Source organism: Myxococcus sp. AB056, from assembly GCF_006547365.1.
In the GTDB taxonomy this organism is placed as follows: domain Bacteria; phylum Myxococcota; class Myxococcia; order Myxococcales; family Myxococcaceae; genus Myxococcus; species Myxococcus virescens.
Window position 1 is genome coordinate 41039 of record NZ_VHLB01000029.1, and the last position, 20680, is coordinate 61718.

The 20680-nt window shown below is 70.0% G+C and carries 20 protein-coding genes; 9 read left to right on the forward strand and 11 right to left on the reverse strand.

Translation table 11 applies throughout. The features are described 5' to 3' along the window. Positions 1-42: 42 nt before the first annotated feature. From FMP39_RS15180 to mraZ, 5 genes are read right to left on the reverse strand one after another with little or no spacing between them, the layout of a single operon-like run. Positions 43-2061, reverse strand: a complete 2019-nt coding sequence (locus FMP39_RS15180; protein ID WP_141590729.1) for a penicillin-binding protein — start codon at positions 2059-2061, stop codon at positions 43-45. Continuing rightward, positions 2058-2477, reverse strand: a complete 420-nt coding sequence (locus FMP39_RS15185) for a cell division protein FtsL (RefSeq protein ID WP_141590731.1) — start codon at positions 2475-2477, stop codon at positions 2058-2060. Before FMP39_RS15185 ends, FMP39_RS15180 begins: the two co-directional genes overlap by 4 nt. Then, on the reverse strand, positions 2474-3388 hold the full coding sequence (rsmH, locus tag FMP39_RS15190) for a 16S rRNA (cytosine(1402)-N(4))-methyltransferase RsmH (protein WP_141590734.1): 915 nt from the start codon (positions 3386-3388) through the stop codon (positions 2474-2476). Before rsmH ends, FMP39_RS15185 begins: the two co-directional genes overlap by 4 nt. Positions 3389-3394: 6 nt before the next feature. Next, positions 3395-3781 (reverse strand): STAS domain-containing protein, encoded by a 387-nt coding sequence (locus tag FMP39_RS15195; RefSeq protein ID WP_011555567.1) that lies wholly within the window; start codon positions 3779-3781, stop codon positions 3395-3397. 46 nt (positions 3782-3827) lie between these two features. Continuing rightward, the gene (gene mraZ, locus FMP39_RS15200) at positions 3828-4280 is read right to left on the reverse strand and encodes a division/cell wall cluster transcriptional repressor MraZ (RefSeq protein WP_090490200.1); all 453 of its coding nucleotides are present in this window, start codon (positions 4278-4280) and stop codon (positions 3828-3830) included. Positions 4281-4544: 264 nt separating this feature from the next. Here mraZ and FMP39_RS15205 point away from each other — a divergent pair, with 264 nt between their 5' ends. Continuing rightward, on the forward strand, positions 4545-5255 hold the full coding sequence (locus tag FMP39_RS15205) for a PilZ domain-containing protein (protein ID WP_026113772.1): 711 nt from the start codon (positions 4545-4547) through the stop codon (positions 5253-5255). A gap of 21 nt (positions 5256-5276) precedes the next feature. On the opposite strand, the gene FMP39_RS15210 is transcribed toward FMP39_RS15205, so the two are convergent. From FMP39_RS15210 to FMP39_RS15225, 4 genes are all read right to left on the reverse strand, one after another. Next, the gene (locus tag FMP39_RS15210) at positions 5277-7082 is read right to left on the reverse strand and encodes an acyl-CoA dehydrogenase family protein (protein WP_141590739.1); all 1806 of its coding nucleotides are present in this window, start codon (positions 7080-7082) and stop codon (positions 5277-5279) included. Between the two features lie 225 nt (positions 7083-7307). Then, positions 7308-7661: a helix-turn-helix transcriptional regulator gene (locus FMP39_RS15215; RefSeq protein ID WP_141254383.1), complete on the reverse strand. Its 354-nt coding sequence runs from the start codon at positions 7659-7661 to the stop codon at positions 7308-7310. Between the two features lie 8 nt (positions 7662-7669). Next, positions 7670-8329, reverse strand: a complete 660-nt coding sequence (locus FMP39_RS15220; RefSeq protein ID WP_141590742.1) for an SRPBCC family protein — start codon at positions 8327-8329, stop codon at positions 7670-7672. Positions 8330-8439: 110 nt separating this feature from the next. Next, positions 8440-9264 (reverse strand): hypothetical protein, encoded by an 825-nt coding sequence (locus FMP39_RS15225; protein WP_141590803.1) that lies wholly within the window; start codon positions 9262-9264, stop codon positions 8440-8442. Positions 9265-9588: 324 nt separating this feature from the next. Between FMP39_RS15225 and FMP39_RS15230 the strand changes: the two genes are divergently transcribed. The 6 genes from FMP39_RS15230 to FMP39_RS15255 all read left to right on the forward strand — a co-directional run bounded on the left by FMP39_RS15230 (position 9589) and on the right by FMP39_RS15255 (position 16608). After that, a complete protein-coding gene (locus FMP39_RS15230) occupies positions 9589-11922 on the forward strand; it encodes a serine/threonine-protein kinase (RefSeq protein ID WP_141590744.1) in 2334 nt (777 codons plus the stop codon). Between the two features lie 88 nt (positions 11923-12010). After that, on the forward strand, positions 12011-12217 hold the full coding sequence (locus tag FMP39_RS15235; RefSeq protein WP_011555575.1) for a hypothetical protein: 207 nt from the start codon (positions 12011-12013) through the stop codon (positions 12215-12217). An 82-nt stretch (positions 12218-12299) separates the two neighbouring features. Further along, positions 12300-13253 (forward strand): CarD family transcriptional regulator, encoded by a 954-nt coding sequence (locus FMP39_RS15240; protein WP_141590747.1) that lies wholly within the window; start codon positions 12300-12302, stop codon positions 13251-13253. 58 nt (positions 13254-13311) lie between these two features. Next, positions 13312-13824, forward strand: a complete 513-nt coding sequence (locus tag FMP39_RS15245; protein WP_141590749.1) for a hypothetical protein — start codon at positions 13312-13314, stop codon at positions 13822-13824. Continuing rightward, entirely contained in the window at positions 13811-14761 is a 951-nt protein-coding gene (locus FMP39_RS15250; RefSeq protein ID WP_141590751.1) for a hypothetical protein, read from the forward strand. The genes FMP39_RS15245 and FMP39_RS15250 overlap by 14 nt, the downstream gene beginning before the upstream one ends. Continuing rightward, positions 14758-16608, forward strand: a complete 1851-nt coding sequence (locus FMP39_RS15255; protein WP_141590753.1) for a glycosyltransferase family 39 protein — start codon at positions 14758-14760, stop codon at positions 16606-16608. Before FMP39_RS15250 ends, FMP39_RS15255 begins: the two co-directional genes overlap by 4 nt. A 36-nt stretch (positions 16609-16644) precedes the next feature. Here the strand turns inward: FMP39_RS15255 and FMP39_RS15260 are convergent, their stop codons facing one another. Beyond that, complete coding sequence (locus FMP39_RS15260; RefSeq protein WP_228558008.1) at positions 16645-17586, reverse strand: hypothetical protein; 942 nt, start codon at positions 17584-17586, stop codon at positions 16645-16647. A gap of 192 nt (positions 17587-17778) precedes the next feature. On the opposite strand from FMP39_RS15260, the gene FMP39_RS15265 reads away from it, so the two are divergent. Then, a complete protein-coding gene (locus FMP39_RS15265; protein ID WP_141590755.1) occupies positions 17779-18657 on the forward strand; it encodes a hypothetical protein in 879 nt (292 codons plus the stop codon). A gap of 203 nt (positions 18658-18860) precedes the next feature. Further along, positions 18861-19436, forward strand: coding sequence for a hypothetical protein (locus FMP39_RS15270; protein WP_228558009.1), 576 nt, complete (start codon positions 18861-18863; stop codon positions 19434-19436). Positions 19437-19485: 49 nt separating this feature from the next. Here the strand turns inward: FMP39_RS15270 and FMP39_RS15275 are convergent, their stop codons facing one another. Beyond that, positions 19486-20670: an iron-containing alcohol dehydrogenase gene (locus FMP39_RS15275; RefSeq protein ID WP_141590759.1), complete on the reverse strand. Its 1185-nt coding sequence runs from the start codon at positions 20668-20670 to the stop codon at positions 19486-19488. Positions 20671-20680: the final 10 nt, after the last annotated feature.

The following is a 20680-nucleotide window of genomic DNA, read 5'->3' on the forward strand; positions in this document are numbered from 1 at the left end:
TTCACACGCATTGCAAGAGCGGGGCCTGGAGCGGACGCGGCCTTATTGCCGCGCGGCGAGCTCCAGCGTCACCCGGGCCCCCTTCTCCACCAGTGAACCGGCGGCGGGGGTTTGAGATACCACGCGTCCACTGCCCAATACCTGTGGCTCCAGCGCCGCGGCGAGCAGCTTCACCACGGCCTCACGTCCTACTTCTCCCTGAAGGTCCGGCACACGTACCGTGCCGGGTTCAGGGGTCTCCGTCACCGCGTCCGCCAGTGCCGTCCGGGCGGCACCGGAGGCATTCGCCCCCGGCTTCGCCGCGGCAGGCGCGGGGGACTCGGCGGCCACGGCCACCTCGGGTGCCACCGTCCGGGACGGGGGCACGGCCAGGTGAGCCATGGCGGCGGTCGCAATCTCCTTGAAAGCAGGGGCAGCCACGGTCCCCCCGTATACGTCCGTCTTGGGTTCGTCCACTACGACAAGAATCACTGCTCGCGGAGACTCGGCCGGTACCACCCCGACAAAGGAGGCGATCCGCTTGTCCGAATACCCCCGCGCCACCGGGTCTGCCTTCTGTGCGGTGCCCGTCTTTCCGGCCACCCGGTAGTCCTCCATGGCGGCCTTGAGGGCCGTTCCTCCCTTGGCCACCACGCTTTCGAGCATGCCCACGACCTGCCGGGCAACCTTCGCGGAGACCGCCCTGCGCAGCTCCGTGGGACGGTTTTCCAGCAGAACGACACCGTCCGGGTCCACCACCTTCGACACCAGATAGGGCCGCATCAGCACCCCATCGTTGGCCAGCGCACCATAGGCGGCCGCAATCTGCACCGCCGTGGCCGTCATCCCCTGTCCAAAGGACTGGGTGGCCAGGGAGACTTCCGCTTTCGGGAACGGCAGGACGCCGCGCCCTTCGCCCGGCAGGGACAGGCCGGTGCGCTCGGCGAAGCCGAAGGCCCGGTAGCCCTTCACGAAATTCTCCCGTCCCATGGCCTGGGCAATCTTCGCCATGCAGATGTTGGAGGACTTCTGGAGGATGCCCTGCGGGGTGAGCCAGCCGTAGGAATGGGTGTCGTTGATGGTGTGGCGGCCGACCCGCCAGGCGCCATTCTCACAGAAGAAGAGGCTGTCGGCGGTGATGGCCTTCTCTTCCATCGCCGCGGCCACCACGAAGGCCTTCAGCGTGGAGCCCGGCTCGAAGGTGTCCAGGGCGGCGCGGTTGCGCATGCCCGAGCGCGAGCTGGACTCCGGCGTGTTGGGGTTGAAGCGCGGGTGGTTGGCGACGGCGAGCAGCTCGCCCGTGCGCGGATCCAACACCACCGCCATGCCGGCCACGGCCTTGGCGTCCTCCACCGCGCGGCTGAGCGCCTTCTCCGCGACGTACTGGAGGTGGCGGTCCAACGTGAGGGTGACGGCGGCGCCCTGGCGCTGGAGCGGATCCAACGCGCCCTGCACCAGCAGCTTGCGGCCCTTGGCGTCACGGAAGCCGGAGGTGGAGGAGTTCTGTCCGGACAGCTCGTCCTGGAAGGCCAGCTCCAGGCCCTCCAGGCCGCGGCCGTCCATGCCCACTGTGCCCACCACGTGGGCGCCCAGCTCGCGCTGGGGGTAGAAACGCTTCGGCTCCTTGGAGAAGCCCACGCCCGGCAGCGCCAGCGCCTTCACCGCGGCGACCTCGGCGGGCTTGGCCTGGCGCTTCACCCAGGCGAAGCGCCTGGCCCGAGCCAGGCGCGCGCCCAGCTCGTCTGAGTCCATCTTCAGCGCCTTGGCCAGCGCCCGGGACGCGGCCTTCACGTCGGGCAGCATGGAGGGGTCCACCCAGATGGAGTCCACCTCCACGCTCTGGGCCAGCGGCGTGCCGCGCCGGTCGAAGATGTCGCCGCGGCGGGCCGGAATCTCGATGTGCCGGACGTACTGGTCCTGCGCCATGCCGCGCAGCTTCTCCTGCTCGAAGACCTGGAGCTGCACCGCACGACCAAAGGCGACGCCGAGCAGCATCAGGAACAGCCCGAACAGCAGCCGTACCCGCAGCTTCAGCCACTTCGCGTTGGGCTCGGGAGCCCGCGCCGCCTTGAAGTCTCTCACCGACCCGCTCCGGCGCGGCCCGCCACGCGGACGGTGGGCTGCGTGGCGTCCGGGGACTCCGCGCGCGCCCCGCTGCCACGCGCCGGCTTGTCCGCCGACAGCGACACCACGGCGCCGCCGCGCGGCATGGCCATGTTCAGCTGCTCGCGCGCCACGCGCTCCAGCCGGCCCGGCGCCTTGAGCGTGGCCAGCTCCAGCTTCAGCCGGTCATTCTCGCGCGTGAGGATGCGGCTCTCCGCCTCCTCGCGCGACAGGCGGTAGCCCATGTCCACCACCAGCACCCGGCTGGAGACGTGCAGGATGCCCACCGCCGCGAAGAGGGCGAAGAGGCACACGGCCGGCAACAGGTGCAGCAGCACGCCGCCCACCGTCACGGAAGAACGCAACGCCGACACCCGGGAGTGCACCTTGCTCATCGGAGTTTCTCCACCACGCGCAGATGCGCGCTGCGTGAACGGGGATTGGCCTCGACCTCCGCCTCGGAGGCGGCCACGGCCTTCTTCGTCACCAGGGCGAAATCCCCCACCCCGCTGCATACGCACACGGGCAGGCCCGGCGGACAGGTGCAGCGCCCCGCGAGCGCGCGGAACGCCTCCTTCACCTTCCGGTCCTCCAGGGAGTGGAATGCGATGACGGCGGCGCGGCCCCCCACCTTGAGGAGCCCGGGGATGGCGGCCAGCAGCGCGTCCAGCGCCTCCAGCTCGCCGTTGACGGCCATGCGCAGCGCCTGGAAGGTCCGGGTGGCCACGTGGATGCGGTTGGGCCACGCCTTGCGCGGCACCGACCGCTTCACGACCTCCGCGGCCTCCAGCGTGCGCGTGGGCAGGGCCTTCTTCAGCTCGCGGGCAATGGGCCGCGCGAAGGGCTCTTCGCCGTAGTCCTTGAGGATGCGGACCAGCTCGCGCTCATCCGTGGTGGCGATCAGCTCCGCCGCCGTCAGGCCGTCCGGCCCCATGCGCATGTCCAGCGGGCCGTCCTTGGAGAAGGAGAAGCCGCGCTCGGCCACGTCCAGCTGCGGAGACGACACGCCCAGGTCCACCAGCACGCCATCCACGGGCAGCAGGTCCGCGGCGACGCGGGGCAGCTCGGCGAAGTTGCCGGCGCGGCCCTGGAAGCGCGGGTTCGCGCCCAGGCGCGCGGTGGCCGCGGCGAGCGCCACCGGATCCCGGTCCACGCCGACCACCGTGGCGCCCGAGGCCAGCAGCGCCTCCGAGTGGCCACCGCCACCCAGCGTCCCGTCAATGATGACCCGCCCATCCGCCGGCTGGAGCAGCGCCACTGCTTCCCGCAGGAGGACGGTCTGGTGCTGGAAGTCCGAAGCCGTCACGGGCCGTCAGACGAAGGGTGCCCGCGCCAGCGCGAAGGCGGCTCGGGCATCGTTCATGTGCGGGTAGATTTCGAAACAGTCGTGCGCGCCGGCCGCGCGGAAGATGGCGGCCAGGTACGGCGACAGTCCGGACAGCTTCACGTCCCCGCCGGCGCGGCGGAAGGCATCCGTGCGCGCCATCAGCGGCTTGACGCCGCGGTAGTTCAGGTGCCCCACGTCCCCGAAGTCCAGCACCACCTGACGCGTGCCGCGTTGCAGCTTGCGGCCCAGGTCGTCGCACAGCTCGAGCAGGTCCTGCTCGCTCAGCTCGCCCTCCAGCATGAGCGTCTCGACACGGCCGGCGGCAATCGCCGCGCCCGCCAACCCTGGCCGAACCTCCAGAACCTGGTTCATACGCTTGCCACCCTCCCGGTACTTCGGGGTCCTGTCGACTTTCCCGTCACGCTTGCCGCAGCTCGGCGAGCACCTTCATCACGTCCGCGGAGGTCGCTTCCTGGCGCGCCTCTTCCTGCGCCTTCGCCCACCCCTCGCGGCTCCACAACTCGATGACCTTCACCATCCCCGCCCACACCACGTCCTTCTCCAGCCCCGCATAGGAGCGGAGCGTCGGAGGGATGAGCAGGCGCCCCAGCTTGTCCAGCGGGCACTCCTGCGCGCTGGCCACGTACAAGCGCATCAGCGTCTTCACCCCAGGCTCCATCGGGTTGCGCTTGGCCAACGACAGCTCCAGCGCTTCCCACTCCCGCACCGGGTAGGCGTGGAGGCATCGGTCGAGCGCCGTCGTGAGGATGAGCCTCTCGTCGTAGGCGCCCACCAGCGTGTCCCGGAGCTTCGCCGGGAGGCTCGTCCGCCCCTTCGCGTCGATCTGGTGCTCATAGACGCCTCGGAACACTCGGGACGATCCACCTTTTCAGCCCGCTGAGGGATGAACCTCCACTCCTTCCCACTCCTTGCCACTTCCGGGCGGCATACATACGCGCCCCACCTGGGGGGGTCAAGAAACCGCAACAGGTTGAAACAGCGGTTTGTCCGCGCCGGACGTCCGGAAAGGTCGTCACACCTGGAAGGTCCAGTGGTTGGCGCCGTACGACGCCCTACCTATTGCGCTGGGGTAAACTTGAGTTCCCCCCTGACCCAGGCGCAAAGTGTCAGTCGCGTGAACACGAACGTTCGGCTGAAGGTGGCCTACAAGACGCCGCAGTCCCTGGTGGGGGAGTACACGCGCAGTGTCGGACTGGGGGGCGTCACCCTGGAGACGCGCCGCAGCCTGCCGCTGGGGACCCGCTTCACCTTCGAACTCCATGCGGGCGGTGTGCCTCGGCCCGTGGAAGTGCTGGGGGAAGTGGTCCAGGTCGTCCCACACGAGGAGTCCCAGCGCTTCCTCCTCACCGTCCGCTATGGGGTCGGAGAAGACCGCAGCGCGTTGGACGCCATCCTCCAGCGCATCTACTCCGCCGATGAACACTCCGGCCTGCGCCGCTTCCCACGGCTGCCCCTGTACCTGCGCGCCGTCGAGGCGGCCCCCCTGTCCCCGGGCTTCGTCGTCCGGGACATCTCCCGGGGCGGCGTGGGACTGGAGGTGCAGGCCCCTTCCCTGCCGCGCCAGGTGAAGGTGGGCACGCCCTTCCTGCTGGAGATGGACTTCCGGGAGGGGCCCATGATGCTGCACGGCGAGGTGGTGTGGACCTCCACGGTGCCCCGGAAGAACTCGGGGACGGTGGCGCCGGGCTTCGGCGCCACCTTCGGCCGGCTCCGGCCGGACATGCAGCAGCGGCTGGAGGGGCTGTTGTCCCTGGCCACGCTGCCACCCGTCCCCTGGAAGGCCCGGGTGAGCTTCGGCATGGAGGCCGTCGCGCGGATGCCGTGACGGCCCGGAGGCTTCCGCAGGCTACACCGCGCCCAGGGGGTAGCCGCCCGCGGACTCCAGGGCAGCCACCACCGTCTCCCGCAGCGCCGCCGGGTCATACGGCGTGAAGACGTCCAGCGTGCCCAGGCGCTCGAGCTCCTGGTCGAGCGCGCCCCCCTTCAACGTGGCGCACAGCGCGCGGCGCGTCCTGTCGTAGGCGCGGGGGATGGCGTCCAGCGCGTAGAGCTGCGTCATCGCCACCCGCACCGGGTCCAACGCGCCGGACGTGGCGGCCTGGCGCGTGCGCGTCACCATGGAGTCCAGGGCGAAGGCGTCCATCACCACGTCCGACAGGGCCGCGAGCACCTCCTGGTGTTGCTCCAGTTCCGGGCCGAACGTCTCCGCCGCCACGCGCAGGCCGTGGAGCGCCAGGTGCTTGGCGGCCTCGGCGGCGACCTCCTGCGGGGCCAGGGCATCCTGCACGCGCGCGCGGGGCCGCTCGCCCCGGGACAGCTCCTCCGCCACGTTGCCGGCCATGGCGAACAGCGGCAGGTCGCCCTTCACCGCGCGCTTGAGGAGCATGCCGGTGATGAGCATGCGGTTGATTTCGTTGGTGCCCTCGAAGATGCGGTTGATGCGCGCATCGCGGTACGAGCGCTCCACCGGGTACTCCTCGATGTAGCCCGCGCCGCCGTGGAGCTGGACGGCGTCATCCACGAGGTGGCCGAAGGACTCCGAGCCGTGCACCTTCATGATGGAGGACTCGATGGCGTACTCCTCTACCGCCTCCAGGAGGCGCGCCTCGTAGTCCGGGGCGTCCGTGTCCCCCTGCCCCAGGCGCGCGTCCACGAGCCCGGCGGTGCGGTACGTCATGCTCTCCACCGCGTAGACGAGCGCGGCCATGCGGGCCAGCTTCTCGCGTGACAGCGGGAACTGGACGATGGGCGCGTTGAACTGCTTGCGCTCCTGCGTGAAGCGCAGCGCGTTCTGGAGCTGGAGCTTCATGCCCCCCAGCACGCCCGCGCCCAGCTTGAGGCGGCCGTAGTTGAGGATGTTGAAGGCAATCTTGTGGCCCTTGCCCACCTCGCCCAGCTGGTTCTCCACCGGGACGCGCGCGTCCTCGAAGTAGAGCGGGCACGTGGAGGAGCCGCGGATGCCCATCTTGTGCTCCTCCGGCCCCACGGTGAGGCCGGGCGTGTCCTTCTCCACGATGAAGCCGGTGAACTTGTCCCCGTCCACCTTGGCGAAGACGACGAACACGTCCGCGAAGGCCGCGTTGGTGATGTAGAGCTTGGAGCCGTTGAGAATCCAGTGCTTGCCGTCGGGGGACCGGACTGCCTTCGTCTTCGCGCCCAGCGCGTCACTGCCGCTGCCCTGCTCCGTGAGCGCGTAGGCCGCCACCCACTCCCCCGTGGCCAGCTTCGGCAGGTACTTCGCCTTCTGCGCGGCGTTGCCGAACCAGACGATGGGCAACGTCCCGATGCCGGTGTGCGCGCCGAACGTCACCGACCAGGAGCCGTTGAGGCTCATGGCCTCCGCCAGCAGCAGCGACGTCGTCTTATCCAGACCGGTGCCGCCGTAGGCCTCGGGGATGTCCACGCTCAGCAGGCCCAGCTCGCCGGCCTGTCGCAGCAACTGGCGCAGGAGCGCGTTGTCCTTGGCCTCGATTCGCTCGGACAGGGGGAGCACCTGCTCGCGGGAGAACTGGAGCGCCGTCTTGAAGAAGAGGCGCTGCTCCTCCGTGAAGGTCTCCGGGGTGAGGATGCGGGCCGAGCCCACCTCCTCGAAGAGGAACGCGCCCCCGGGAGCAAGCCCCTGCTGCGAAGTGGCCTTGGATGCGACATCCATGAGTATCCCTCCAGCGGGCGAGCGCACCCCGCCCTGGGGCCTGAATCTAATCCTCCGGCTGGAAGTCGCCCGCGAAGACCCGGCGAGTCCTCGCCAGTCCACTGCCCTGCTTCGCTTCAGATGAAGTCCGCTGTCTGGCAGGCAGCGCCTTCCCGCAAGCGAAGGGGCGAGCGGTGCCCTTCAAGGCAGCCGAAGCAGGTGAGCCTGGACACCGCGCACGCCAGGCTACGGACCGCCGCCCTCGGTGTCGGCCTTGGCCCGAGCCCGCTTGCCCCGCGCCACCTCGGTGGCGAGCGCCTCCAGGCGCGGTGTCCAGAACACGCGGAACTGCTCCAGCCACGCGTCGACCTGCTGCAACGGCGCCGGGTCGACGCGATAGAGGCGGCGGGTCCCTTCGGCGCGAACCTCCGCGAAGCCGCTGTCGCGCAGCACCTTCAGGTGTTGGCTGACCGCGGGCTGACTGATGCCGAACTCCGCCTGGATGGACTCGGTCACCTCGCCAGAGGGGCGTTCCCCCTCGGCCAGGAGCTCGAGGATCCGTCTGCGCACCGGCTCACCCAGGACGTCGAAGGCATGCATCGTGGCTATCAGGTCCCCGGATGCCGCACGTCGGGCGGCGGCGCTCCAGTATAGAAGGCCGTCGTCCGCGCCGCGCGTGCCTTCGCCGCCGCGGCGTCCTCTCCCCGCGTCACATCCGCCTGGCCCCAGCCCTCGCTGCTGGCCGTGATGAACGCCTTGCCTTCAGCCGAGGTCGTCCAGGATTCCACCGCCGCGCTGTCGACAGCGGCGCCGCCGGACTCCAGGTGCATGCCCAGGCCCATCAGCCCCAGCTCCCAGCCGACGCCAGTCGCCCCAGGGCCGTAGTCGTCCCAAAAGGGGCTCACATGGGCCATGTGCTCCAGCCGCAGCCGGGTGCCACCACCAGGCGCGTTGGCCAGGATGACCTCCAACCAGCTCACCGTCCCTCCGAACTCCCACGTCAACCCCAGGTGCCGCGGAGCCTCGCAACGGGTGACCGTGCCGCTGGCATTGCCCTTGAGCTCGTAACGCCCACCCAGCTTCAGGTCGCCGGACACCGGAAGGAACCAGCGGGGGATGCGCTCGGGGTTGGTCAGCGCGTCCCAGAGGTCCTCCACCGTCGTGTCGTAATCGCGCGTGGCGACGACGACGCGTGCGGGCTTGCCCTCATGCTCACGGCTCTCCACCTCCCGCACGACGGCCCCCAGATACCGCTTCACATCCATCATGTCGCCTCCATAAATAAGCGTGGGCTTATATAAATGGCGACTTATCGAAGATGTCAACGCTCAAGGCGATGACACGAGAGCGCGGCCACGGTGGACTCCACACAGCGGGTTCACCCTCCGTCCGGGGCCTTGTGCGGCGTGGGGTAGACGAAGCACAGGGTGTCGAACAGCGGCTCACCCGGCGCGGTGAAATTTCCACCGAGCGCCCGCGCCGCCTGCGCCACCTCCGTGCCGAACGAGGGCACGAGGCAGATGTCCTCGGACGTCTTGAAGCGCCCCTTGAGCAGGCCCAGGCCCCGACGGAGCGTGACGATGTCCTGCCGCCCCGCCCGCACCGGCACCGAGGGACCATTCGGATCCGGCCCCGGCAACTTGCCCACGCTGGTGGTCAGCTCGAAACCGTCCGCGCGCATGATGATGCGCAGCTTGCCCGGCGCGACCTCCTCCAGCCACGCGCGGAAGCCCGCTTCGTCCCGCAGCACCACGGGATAGGCCACGGGCCCATCCGGGTGCGCCAGCCACACGGACTCCGCCGAGTCCCGCAGCACGGTGAACAGCTCCGACGTCTGCACCAGGAACGTGTCCGCGTCCGGAACCACCAACACCGTGTGCCCTTTCACGCGCTGCGCCAGCCGCGCGGCGTCATCCGGGCGCGCTGGCTCGAAGGTCTCCTCGCCCACGCGCACGCGCTCCCCCGCCAGCGCCACCCGGAGCGCGGAGGCCGGAAGCGGCTCACCGTGGATGGGGCCCGCCACCTCCACTTCGGATGGCGGCGCGGGTCGCGGTGCGTCCGGAGCCGCTTCGCCCGGCACGGCGAGTGAGGGCAAGGGCTCGGGCTTCAATGACTTGAGCGGCTCGGCCTGCTTCTCCTCCCGACAGCCGGTGCCCACCACGACGAGCAGCACCAGGGCGAGCGCCTGGGTGGCCGCATACATGCCCCGCACCGTCCTCACGTGGCGCTCCCCCCAAGTGGCCGCCATCCAACGTCGCTGGTGATGACGCATCGATACATGGCTCGCCGAGCGGGCATCCTTCGGCGCCCGGCCCTGCTCCCCGGCACCCACAACACCTCGGGCACCGCCATGACGGTGGATGTCACGAAACATAGGAAGAGGCGCACCCACCACCGAATCACAGTCAACGGATTTTTCCCGTCATGGCGTTTTGCCTACCCCATGATACATTCAGGTGGCCCTGCCAAGACAGCACGGGCCCCCTTGGCGCAGCGGCCACCTGCACCCGAAGGAGCCGGAACGAACGTGCAGCAGCTTTCCGAAGGGCTTCATTTCGGTAAATACAAGCTGCTCGAGCGCATCGCGACGGGCGGGATGGCGGAGATCTACCGCGCTCGGATGACAGCGGCGGCGGGTGTCACCAAGCCTGTGGTCATCAAGAAAATCCTCCCGGGCTATGCGGGCAACAGCGCCTTCCTGTCGATGTTCGTCAACGAGGCCCGCATCGCCGCGGGGCTGAGCCACGGCAACATCGCCCAGGTCTTCGACTTCGGCGAGGTGGACGGCGAGTACTTCATCGCCATGGAGTGGGTGGACGGCCGCACCCTGTCGAGCGTCATGCGGCGCGCGCGGGAGAAGGGCATGTACACCCTGCCCCAGCCGCTGGCGCTGCTCATCGCCGTGGAGATGCTGGAAGGGCTGGGCTACGCGCACACGCGGCTGGATGAACGCGGCCGACCGCTCCACATCGTCCACCGCGACGTCAGCCCGCAGAACGTGCTGCTCAGCTACGAAGGCCAGGTGAAGCTGGTCGACTTCGGCATCGCGCGGGCGCGGCTGGCCGGCAGCGCCGAGCCGGTGGAGCACGACCTCAAGGGCAAGTACACCTACTTCGCGCCGGAGCAGGTCCGCGGGCGCGAGCCCGACGCGCGCTCGGACATCTTCGCCGCGGGCATCGTCATCTACGAGATGCTGTGCGGCCGCCTCCCCTTCGAAGGGAAGATGCCGGACGTGCTGCGCAAGCTCGCCCTGGGCGACTTCCCGCGGCCCCGCGACCTCAACCCAGGCATCCCCACCGCGCTGGAGCGCATCCTCCTCACCGCGCTGGCCGTGGAGCGCGAGCAGCGCTACGCCACCGCGGAGGCCTTCGCCGAGGCCCTCACACGCCACCTCCACACGGCCGCGCCCGACGTGTCCTCCAGCGCGCGCGCCCACTTCATGGGCTACCTCTTCGAGGCGGAGCTGGTGGGCGAAGGCCGCCCCGTGCTGCTGCCTCGCGAGTTCCTGGCGCAGATGGCCCGGTGGACCCAGTCCCCCTTGGAGCGCCGCGCCCTCCGGGAGATGGCGCCGCCCGTCCGCGAGCCGCTGGGTGATGAAGAGGAGGAGCGGACCCCCATCGCCGAGTTCGAGCTGCCCCCCGCCCAGGCCTCCGCGCCCGTCGAAGCGCGGATGGAGCGCACCACGCTGCCGCTCCCCGCGCTGCCCGGCCCCGGAGCGCCGCCCGAGCCCGGTGTCCCGCCCCTGGACGCCGCGGCATCGCGGACGATGGGCATGCCCCGGGCCGTCACCCTGGGCGCGCCCATCATCGTGGCGCTGACAGCCACGCTGGCCCTGCTGGTGTCGAACAGCACGGGCACCTTCTCCGTGGAGCTGAGTTCCTCCCCTCCAGGCGCCGCCATCCGGGTGAACGGCCAGCAACAGACCGCGCGCACCCCCGCCCTGCTCACGCAGCTCCCCGCGGACGCGGAGCACCTGCTGGAGGTCCAGGTCCCGGGCATGGTGGCGTGGAGTCAGACGGTGCGCGCCGAGCGCGGCACCACCCTGGCCGTCCATGCCCGCCTGCTCCCCAAGCGGATTCAAGGCCCCGCCCAGCAGCCACACCGCGCCCCGCCTCCCCATGAGGTGCGGATGCCCGCCGGGCAGATGGCCCTGTCCAGCGTGGTGCACGCCTTCCGCGTGCCCTACCTCTCCACCGCGCAGATGCGGCTGGACCCGTCGCGCACCTACAGCGTCCGGGTGGAGGGTTGGGCCTCGCTGGGACATGCCAGCATGGTGGAGCATGCCGGGTACTTCCTGGAGGGAGACGCGCGTCTGGCGGCACGCGAGTCCTTCGGCGTGCTGGACGGCGAGGAGCGACTGGTGCGCCACGCCTCGCGCCTCCACGTCTTCCTGCTGGACGCGAACCGCACGGACAACCACGGCACGCTGATGGTCCGCGTGCGCGAATGGGACAACGACGGCGCCGTCACCACCCTGCGGGTGGACGCCCGGACACACGCGGTGAAGCTGTCGCGCGTCGACCGCTTCTTGCTGCGCGGGCTGGAGCCGGGCACGCACTACGACGTCGTGTTGCGGGACACCGCTGAGTCCGCGCGCACACGGGGCTTCGACGGGGGGCCGGTGGGCCGGGTGCTGGGCCTGTACGGCGCCGGCGAGGGCCCGGAGACCGCGTCCGGCCTGCTGACGCTGCTGGAGGTGGGCCGTCCCCTGCGCCTGCGGGGCGCCACCTGGTTGCAGCTCGCGTTCCCCGACGACCACCTGGCCGACAACACCGGCAGCCTGGTGCTGGAGGTATCGCCCGTGGCGGCGCCCGGCACCTCGCCCGCCCCCTCACCAGGGCCTCCCGCTCCCACCCGGTAACGGGCCGCTACAGCGGTGCAGCGACCTGTTGCTGAAAAGTTGATCACCGGAGGCTGCCCCCTACCCTGGGCGCCACGGAGGACTCACCATGAAGAAGCTGGTGGCGGTGGCCGTGTTCGGCCTGATGGGAACCCTGGGGATGGCCGCGCGCGTGGACGCCCGGCCGGGAGTGGACGGGATGGAGCCAACGGATGCACAGGTCGAGGCGGCGCTGGACGCGCGGCAGAAGCTGGTGCTGGGCAACCTCCTCAGGGTTCAGCAAACGGACGCACGTACGGCGGCAATCCACCGGTAAACTCGTGGCGTCCGACGTGGCTCGGTGCTAAGCCCGGGCCTGTTCCGACGTTCAGCCCACCAACCTCACCCGTGAGGGGGACATGCCTGAAGGGTCCGCGTCACTCCAGCTCGCGGTTGGCGACCGGGTCGTCTATCCGAACCAGGGGGTCTGCCGCGTCTCCGCCATCGATATGAAGGAAGTGGCGGGACAGAAGCTCACCTTCGTCACGATGCGCCGCGAAGAAGATGGCGCCGTCGTGATGGTCCCCGAGGGCAAGGTGCTCGCCATCGGCGTGCGCAAGGTCGCATCCGCCGAGGACGTGGAGGCCATCTTCACCTTCCTCCGCTCGGACAGCGACAAGGCCGACCTCGACTGGAAGCAACGAGCCCGCACCAACCTGGACCGGATGACCCAAGGCGGCATCATGGGCCTGGCCGAGGTGGTGAAGGGGCTCCAGGTTCTCAGTGAGCTGCGCCCGTTGCCGACCAAGGAGCGCGAGCTCTACGACAATGCCCGGCACCTGCTGGTGACGGAGGTCGCCGCCGCGCTGGGCACCGCCGAGGTCAACGCCGAGGACGCCATCGACATCGTCCTCTTCCCGCCCGGCCGCGAGCGCCCCAAGCGCACCGCCGCCGAGTTCCAGCGCGAGGAAGGCGACCTGGACCTGGACAGCGATCTGCTGGGCCTGGACAGCGACCTGGACCTGCCGTCCGACGAGGAGCCCTCCGAGCCGTCCGAGGAGGAGTCCAGCGAGGAAGGCGAGTCCGAGGAGGCCGCGGCCTCCGAGGAGAGCGCGCCCAAGAAGCGCGGCCGTCCGCCCAAGCCCAAGCCGGAGGCCACGGCCGAGGGCGCCGAGCCCCCTGCTCCGAAGAAGCGCGGCCGTCCGCCCAAGCCGAAGCCGGAAGCCACGGCCGAGGGCGCCGAGCCCCCTGCTCCGAAGAAGCGCGGCCGTCCGCCCAAGCCCAAGCCGCCCGAGGCGGAAGGCGCCGCGCCCGCCGCGCCGAAGAAGCGCGGCCGTCCGCCCAAGGTCAAGCCGCCCGAGGGTGAGAGCTGACAGCCCCATGGACCGACGGGCCCCTGCACATGGGGCCCTTCCGCCGAGGTGACGCCCCGTGATTCGCGTCGTGACGCTGGACCCCTTCGACGACAAGCAGCTCGCGAAGTTCAACCGCACGCTCTACACGGCGTTCGGCGTGGGCAGTGAGCACTCCGACAGCTTGGAGGTGCCCGCGGGCATGTCCGAGCCGCTGGATGCGGAGAAGCTGATTGATGAGGTGAAAGGCATCCGTTCCTACAAGGACGACAAGGTGCTGCTCCTCACCACGCGCAAGCTGAAGGACCGCGAGCTTCCCAGCGGCGTGGCGCCCACGGCGGGCTTCGCGCGCCAGGGGAAGGACCGCGCCGTCCTCACCATCGCGCCGCACAAGGATTTGGAGAGCGCCTTCAAGGCCGTCTCCCGCCACGCGCTCCACCAGCTGGGGCACCTCTGGGAGCTGCACCACTGCCTGGACCCGCGCTGCTCGATGTACCCGCCCTGGACGCCGTCCTTCGCCCAGGGTGAAGCCATCTTCTGCACCTTCTGCCGCGAAAAGAGCGAGCAGAAGATTCGCCTTGCGAAGTCCTAGCATCACGCGCGCGCTGCCCCTCGTGGAGTTGGGGGGGCTGCTCCTGGTCGCGTTCCTGTGCCTGCTCTTCCACCTGCGCCTGCCCGGCCGCCTCCCGTCGGAGGCGGACTACCGCGCGGTGGCGGAGCGCCTCCAGGCGGAAGCCCAGCCCGGCGACGCGGTGCTGCTCTTCCCCTGGTGGACGGAGCGCGCCCGCATCTTCGTCCCCTCCACGCTGCCGGTGTACGGCTACCTGGGCTCGGACCAGGATGACTTGTCCGCGCACCCACGGGTCTGGGTGCTGGGCCAGCCGGAGCTGCCCCGCTCGGACGAGGCGGGCTTCCTCGAAACCTTCCTGCGTGGCCGCCGCGCGATGGGCGCCACGTCGAGGCATGGCACCCTGACGCTGGCGCTCTATGAGAACGGCCGGCACCGGCCCCGGCGCTTCACCGCCACGGAGGCCTATGCGCGCGCCCGCGTGTACCTGGAGCAGCCGGATGGCACGCGCCGCGACTGTCCCTTCGACGGCAAGGTGCACCGCTGCCCCGGGCCCTCGCACCTGTACGTGGCGCCGGAGTGGCACGAAATCCTCTACGAGCCGCGGCGCTGCCTGTGGATGCACGCGCCGGGCGGCAAGCAGCGGCTGGTGGCGGAGCTGGACGGCATCCCCGGTGGCCTGGGCCTGCGCCTGGAGGGCGGCATCATCTTCGAGCACGCCTTCCCCAAGGACTCACGCTTCTCCACCACGCACCTGGGCGTGGATGACGCGGCGAGCGGCGCGCGGCTGCTGTCGCTGGCGATACCGCCGGGCTTGGAGGGCGTGCAGAAGGCGGAGGCCCGGCTCCCCGAGGGCGCGCCACACACGGTGAAGGTCTGGGTGCAGGCGGATAACGCGGACCGGCGGCAGGTGTGCCTGGACGTGCTGGCCGTGGAGCCCGAAGTGGGAGTGCGGGGATGATGCAAGGACGCGCCCCCACGCGCGACGAGAAGTCCCTGGCCTGGGCCCTCTGGGTGCTGGCCTTCGCGGCGCTGTGGCTGACGGAGTCCGCGGTGGGCTACACGCGCGACGAAAGCGTCTACTTCATCGCGGCGGAGGGCTACTCGAGCTGGTTCCGACAGCTCTTTCAGTCACCGGCCCGGGCGCTGACGGACGCGGCCATCGTGCGCGCGTGGGACTACAACCACGAGCACCCGGTGCTGATGAAGACGCTGTTCGGCCTGAGCCACCTGCTCTTCCACACGGAGCTGGGATGGGTGCGTTCGGCGACGGCGTTCCGCATCCCCGCCTTCGCCATGGCGGCGCTGATTCCCGCGCTGTCCTTCCTGCTGGGCAGCGCCATGTACGGCCGCCTCGCGGGGCTGTTCGCCGCCTTCGCCTTCATGCTGGTGCCGCGGCAGTACTTCAACGCGGAGATGGCGTGCTTCGACGTCCCCGTGGCCGCCATGTGGCTGCTCGTCGTGTACTGCTTCTGGCGCGCCATGGAGGACGTGCGCTGGGGCCTGTGGTGCGGCGTGGCCTTTGGCCTGACGCTGGCCACCAAGCACAACGCGCTGTTCCTCCCCTTCGTGCTCACGCCCTTCGCGCTGTGGCGCGCCTACAGCGCCAGCGAGGGTCAGCCGGAGGCCCGCGCCTGGCTGGGCCGCTTCGTGGGCGTGTTCACGGCGGTGGCCGTGTTCTACGGCCTGCTGGTGCTGTCGCTGGGCGGCGGTGAGGGCTTCCAGCGGAAGTTCCTGCTGCTCAGTCCGCACACGCTGCTGTTCGCCGGGCTCGCGGTGGGCGGCGCCTGGGTGCTCAAGGGCGTGGACAAGGTGAACGCGCAGGTGACGCGCGCGCTGGTGCCCATTGCCGCCATGGCGGTGCTGGGGCCCGTCATCTTCTACCTGCACTGGCCCTACCTGTGGCACCAGCCGGTGGACCGCACCGCGTGGTACCTGGCCTTCCACGCCAAGCACAACCACTACGCCTGGTTCTATCTGAACCAGCTGCTGCGCGAGCCGCCCTTCCCGCTCGCCTACGTCGTCGTGAAGACGGCGCTGACGGTGCCCACCAGCCTCTTCGTTCCCATGGTGACGGGCCTGGCGGCGCTGGTGGCGCGCATGGTGCTGGGGGCCTTCACGCGGACGCGCGCGTGGGTGGAGCGCCCGGTGACGATGACGGAGGCGCTGGTGTGCGTGAACGCGGTGGCGTCCATCCTCATCATCAGCCACCCGCAGGTGCCGCACTTCGGCGGGGTGAAGCACTGGTTCCCGTCCATGGTGTTCCTGGGCATCCTCGCGGGCGCCGCGGTGGCCCGGGGCTGCACGGCGCTGTGGGAGCGGCTGAAGATGAAGTGGCCCTCATTGCCGCAGGCCGTGGTGGCCGTGCCGGTGTTCGCCGTGCTGCTGGCCCCCGCGCTGGTGTACTCGGTGCGCGTGTTCCCCTACGGGACGGCGGCGTACTCGGAGCTGGCGGGAGGACTGCCGGGCGCGGCCACGCTGGGCATGCAGCGCCAGTTCTGGTCCAGCCACGTCACCGGCGTGCTGCCGTGGATCAACGCGAACGCGAAGCAGGGCGCACGCCTGTTCCTGCACGAGGTGCACGGCGGCTCGTTCCGCGACTACCAGCGCAACGGCATGCTGCGGAAGGACCTGCGCGCGGTGGGCAGCCCGGCGGACGCGGACATCGTCGCGTACCAGTACCACCAGGAGTTCCGCGAGCACGAGTTCCTCACGTGGCAGGCCTTCGGCACGCGCACGCCGGTGACGGGCCTCTACCTGGATGAGACGCCCCAGGTGGTCGTCTACGTCCGGCCGGAGACGCGGTAGCCCCTCGAGGCCACCGCGTCCGCCGGGACGCGGGGATCAGGTGTCGCCGCCGCTGCTCCCCGCCTTCTTGCGGAAGTTCATCAAGTGGGCGGCCCCGCGCAGGAGTTCCGCGTCACTGAGCGGCGCCACCTGTTCCTTCAGTTGCTTGTACTCGCTCTGGGTGACCTTGGGCCGGTCCCCGTCGATGCGCTGCTGGAAGAAAGGCTGGTCGGGGAAGTCCTTGTGGAAGAAGCGCTGGTCCACGTACTCGGCGCGCTGCGTGCCCGGGCGCATGGCGAACTTCGTGTCCACGATGACGTCCGGGTTGCCGGAGATGGCCTTGTCCGGAGGAATCATGGCCGTGTTCGCGCCATGGGACGCCGAGGCCAGGTTGTTGGGCGACTGCGTCTTCTTGCCCCCCTCGCCGTGGCCCATGCCGTGGAGGATTTCGTAGTCCGTTCGCGGCTCCGCCGTGCCGAGCTTCTGCTGGTACTTCGTGGAGCTCGTCTCCCCGCCCGTCATCTTCCCGAAGACCTGGGTGTGCTCGCCCTTGTCGCGGTCCGGCACCGCGGTCTGCACCTGCTGCGGCCCCAGGCCCCTGGGGTCGAGCGGCCCCGAGGCGAAGATGCCCTTCTTGCTCGCCGCCTGGCTCCCGTAGTGCGCCAGCATGTTCAGGTTGTCATTGGGACCGTCCTTCTCCGTCCGGAGCGCCTCCATGTTGGCCGGACGCGCCGCGTGCGTATCCTGGAGTCCCGCCGCCTGCGACTGCTTGAAGAGGTCCGCATTGGAGGGGCGTGGCCCTCCTGTCGCCGCCGCGCGCTGGGGCCGCGTCCTCACCGGCCCACCGTCAAAGCCATCCGTCGGAGACGGCGTGCGATTCGAGGACGAAGCCGATGGAGACGGCGAGGCCGACGTCTTCGGCGGGGGCTTGGGGTACGGCGAGTAGCGGTTCGAGGAGGAAGTGCTGGGTTTGAGGCTTCGGGAGCCGACTTTCTTCATGGAGAACTCCTTCGGGGGAGGTGAGGAATTGAATCCAAATCCCTGGCGCCGTCGATCCTGTCCCCCAGAAAGGCTACCCAGCGGGCGGCGGCGAAAGGAATGTGTCTATCATTGACCATTTCCCCTCCCAGCTGACAAGCCCGCACAGCCGCTCACTTGCTTTCTCAAATCCTGTCGAATTCCCATCTCAAGATGCGAATCCCACTCCATGCCTTCATCGCAGCAACGCTCGTGGCCTCGGCTTGTGGAGGTGAGGCACCGTCCTCCGCCGACTCCAGTCCATACGAGGCCCTCGCTTCCCGGGAGCAGGCGGCGTTCTCCGGCGTGAATGGCACCTACTGTCTGGTCAGCCCCTACAACTGCAAGCTGCAAGCGTCTGGTGGAAACCGCGTCCCCACCAATGCGCCCGAGGACGACAACTGGGGTCTGGTGACAGGCGTTCCCATCCGGGACGGCCATGGCACGGTGGTAGGCACCAACATGCGGACGAGCGCGGCCTTCAACTATGGCCAGACGCGCACCTTCGCGGGTGAGCTGCATGCCTTCGCGGTGTCGACGTCCAACTCCAGCGCAGGGTGGTTGCCCATCTCCAGCATCCTGGGGAGGACTTCCTTCGAGCAGAAGGTCGGCCACGTCTCCGCGCTGGGCGCGGGCCTGGGCAACCTGGGCTGCTACGCCGTGCGCGACTGGCACGACACCACGCTCGAATTCAAGAAGGTCGTCTACGACAGCACGGCGACGCACGAGCGGGCTGGGGACTACCTGCCGTTGGTGCGCGCCAATGGTCTGCGCTCGGTGAACCTGGTCTTCAACGTGCCGGGCTTCGCGCTGGGCGGGCCCGCGGTGGACCACTTCCCTGCGGGGACGAAGTTCCAGCGCCTGGACGTCCCCACCGAGCACGGTGTGCCGTCCATCGACATTCCTCTATGGGTCCAGGACAGCGCGGGACGCTACCGTCAGCAGTCCGGCACCATGAAATTCCTCTACGGCTACGTCATCGCCGCCACGGGAACGAAGCGCAACGGGTGGATGGCCTATGACGCCCTCCAGGTCAGCTCCGGCTGTCCCTGAGCCCCGCCAGGCGCGCGCCCACGTCGCGCGCGGAGGACATGACGCCGTGCATGCGCGCGCCCGCCCGGTTGCGGTGTGCACTGGCGGTCGTTGCAGCTGGCGCGACCTGTCACAGGACAACCCCTGACCTCCCCTCAGGACGAAGCTCCGAAGTAGGCTGGAGGGTGGCAGGTGAAGGCTCTTCCACACCCCGGGAGGGACACATGAGGCGCTGGACTGGGTTGTTGGCGGTGGCCGCGCTGAGTGGCGCGGCTTGTGACGGGAAGAAGTCGACGGACAGGCCCACGCGGGCCGAGCTGCGGAAGACAGGCGGGGCCACGGTGGAGGTCATCCCCTCCGACGGCCAGCTTCCCTACTGCATGCTGTACACGGTGTCCGAGAAGGGCGTCATCCGGCAGCTCACGCTGACGCGGGAGAACCGCTCCATCCGCTGTGATGCGAACAAGCCCGTGGCGCACACGAGCTTCCGCATCCCCGTGCAGGAGGGGAAGGTCCGCATGTACATCTTCTTCTCCGACGACCGCATCCCCGCGGGCCCGGTGGCACAGCAGCTCTACGAGCTTCGGAGCCAGGAGCGCATCAACGCCATGGACCTGCGCCTGCCCGGCCGCGTGTTCGTGGAAACGTTGGAGTTCACCCCCGAGGAAGGCGGCACGCCCGTGACGGGCACCGTGGTGGGCGCGGGAGGCGACACCGAACCGGAGGGCACGGGTGCCCCGGTGCTGTCGGATGGTGGCACCGAGGGCGGCGGCATGGGCGCCATGGACGAAGCGCCCTGAGCCATGAAGCGGCGCGCCGGGGGAATCCCCTCCCCCGGCGGGCCGCGGCTCAGTAGGCCTCGCGCGCCAGGGCCAGCAGGTCCGCCTGCGACACCTTCCGCGGGTTGCTCAGGTGCGAGGCATCCTGGAAGGCCTTCTCGGCAATCCGCTCCAGGTCCTTCTCCTGGACGCCCGCGTCGCGCAGCCGCGAGGGAATGCCCACCGCCGCGTTGAGCTTGCGCACCCGGTCGATGGCGTTGCCCGCGAGCACCTCTTCGCGCGCCTGCGTTGTGTCCCCCAGCGCCACCGCGACCCGGGCCAGCCGCGCCGTGCAGACCGCGCGGTTGAACTCCATCACCACGGGCAGGACGATGGCGTTCGCCAGGCCGTGGTGCACGTTGGACACGGGCGTGAGCGCGTGGGCCAGCGCGTGGCAGGCCCCCAGGCCCTTCTGGAAGGCCATGGCGCCCTCCATCGCCGCCACCATCATGTCCGTGCGTGCGGCCAGGTCCTTGCCGTCGCGCACCGCCGTCTCCAGCGAGCGGCCCACGCGGTGGATGCCGTCAATGGCCACCGCGTCCGCCAGCGGGTGGAAGCCATTGGCCAGGTAGGCCTCCAGGCAGTGGGTGAAGGCATCCATGCCCGTGGCCGCGGTGACGCCCGGCGGCAGCCCCAGCGTCAGCTCCGGGTCGCAGATGGCGGCGCGCGGCAGCAGGTGCGGACTGAAGATGACCGTCTTGCGGCCCGTGTCCTCCAGCGTCACCACGCCCGAGCGCCCCACCTCCGAGCCGGTGCCCGCGGTGGTGGGAATCGCGATGAGCGGCGGCAGGTCGTCGCGCACGTACTGGTCGCCGCCCTTCGCGTCGTCGTAGCGGCTGAGCGGCGGCTCGTGCGTGGTGAGGAGCTGAATCAGCTTGCCCGCGTCCAGGGCGCTGCCGCCCCCCAGCGCGACGATGCCGTCGCAGGAGTGGCTCCGGTACGCCTCCAGGCCCGCGAAGACGTCGCGCTCGGTGGGGTTGGGCTCCACGCGGTCGAAGACTTCACAGGCCAGCCCCGCCGTCTTGAGCACGTCCGCCACGCGCGCGGCCAGCCCCGCCTTCACCACGCCCGCGTCCGTCACCAGCAGCGGGCGCTGGATGCCCAGACGCTGGGCCTGCGCGGGCAGGCGCAGCAGCGCGCCGGCGCCGAAGACGATGCGCGTGGGCCACGCCATCTCGGTGACGCGCGGCTCGGAGGGAATGTCGAACGGCTTCATGGCGGCTGCC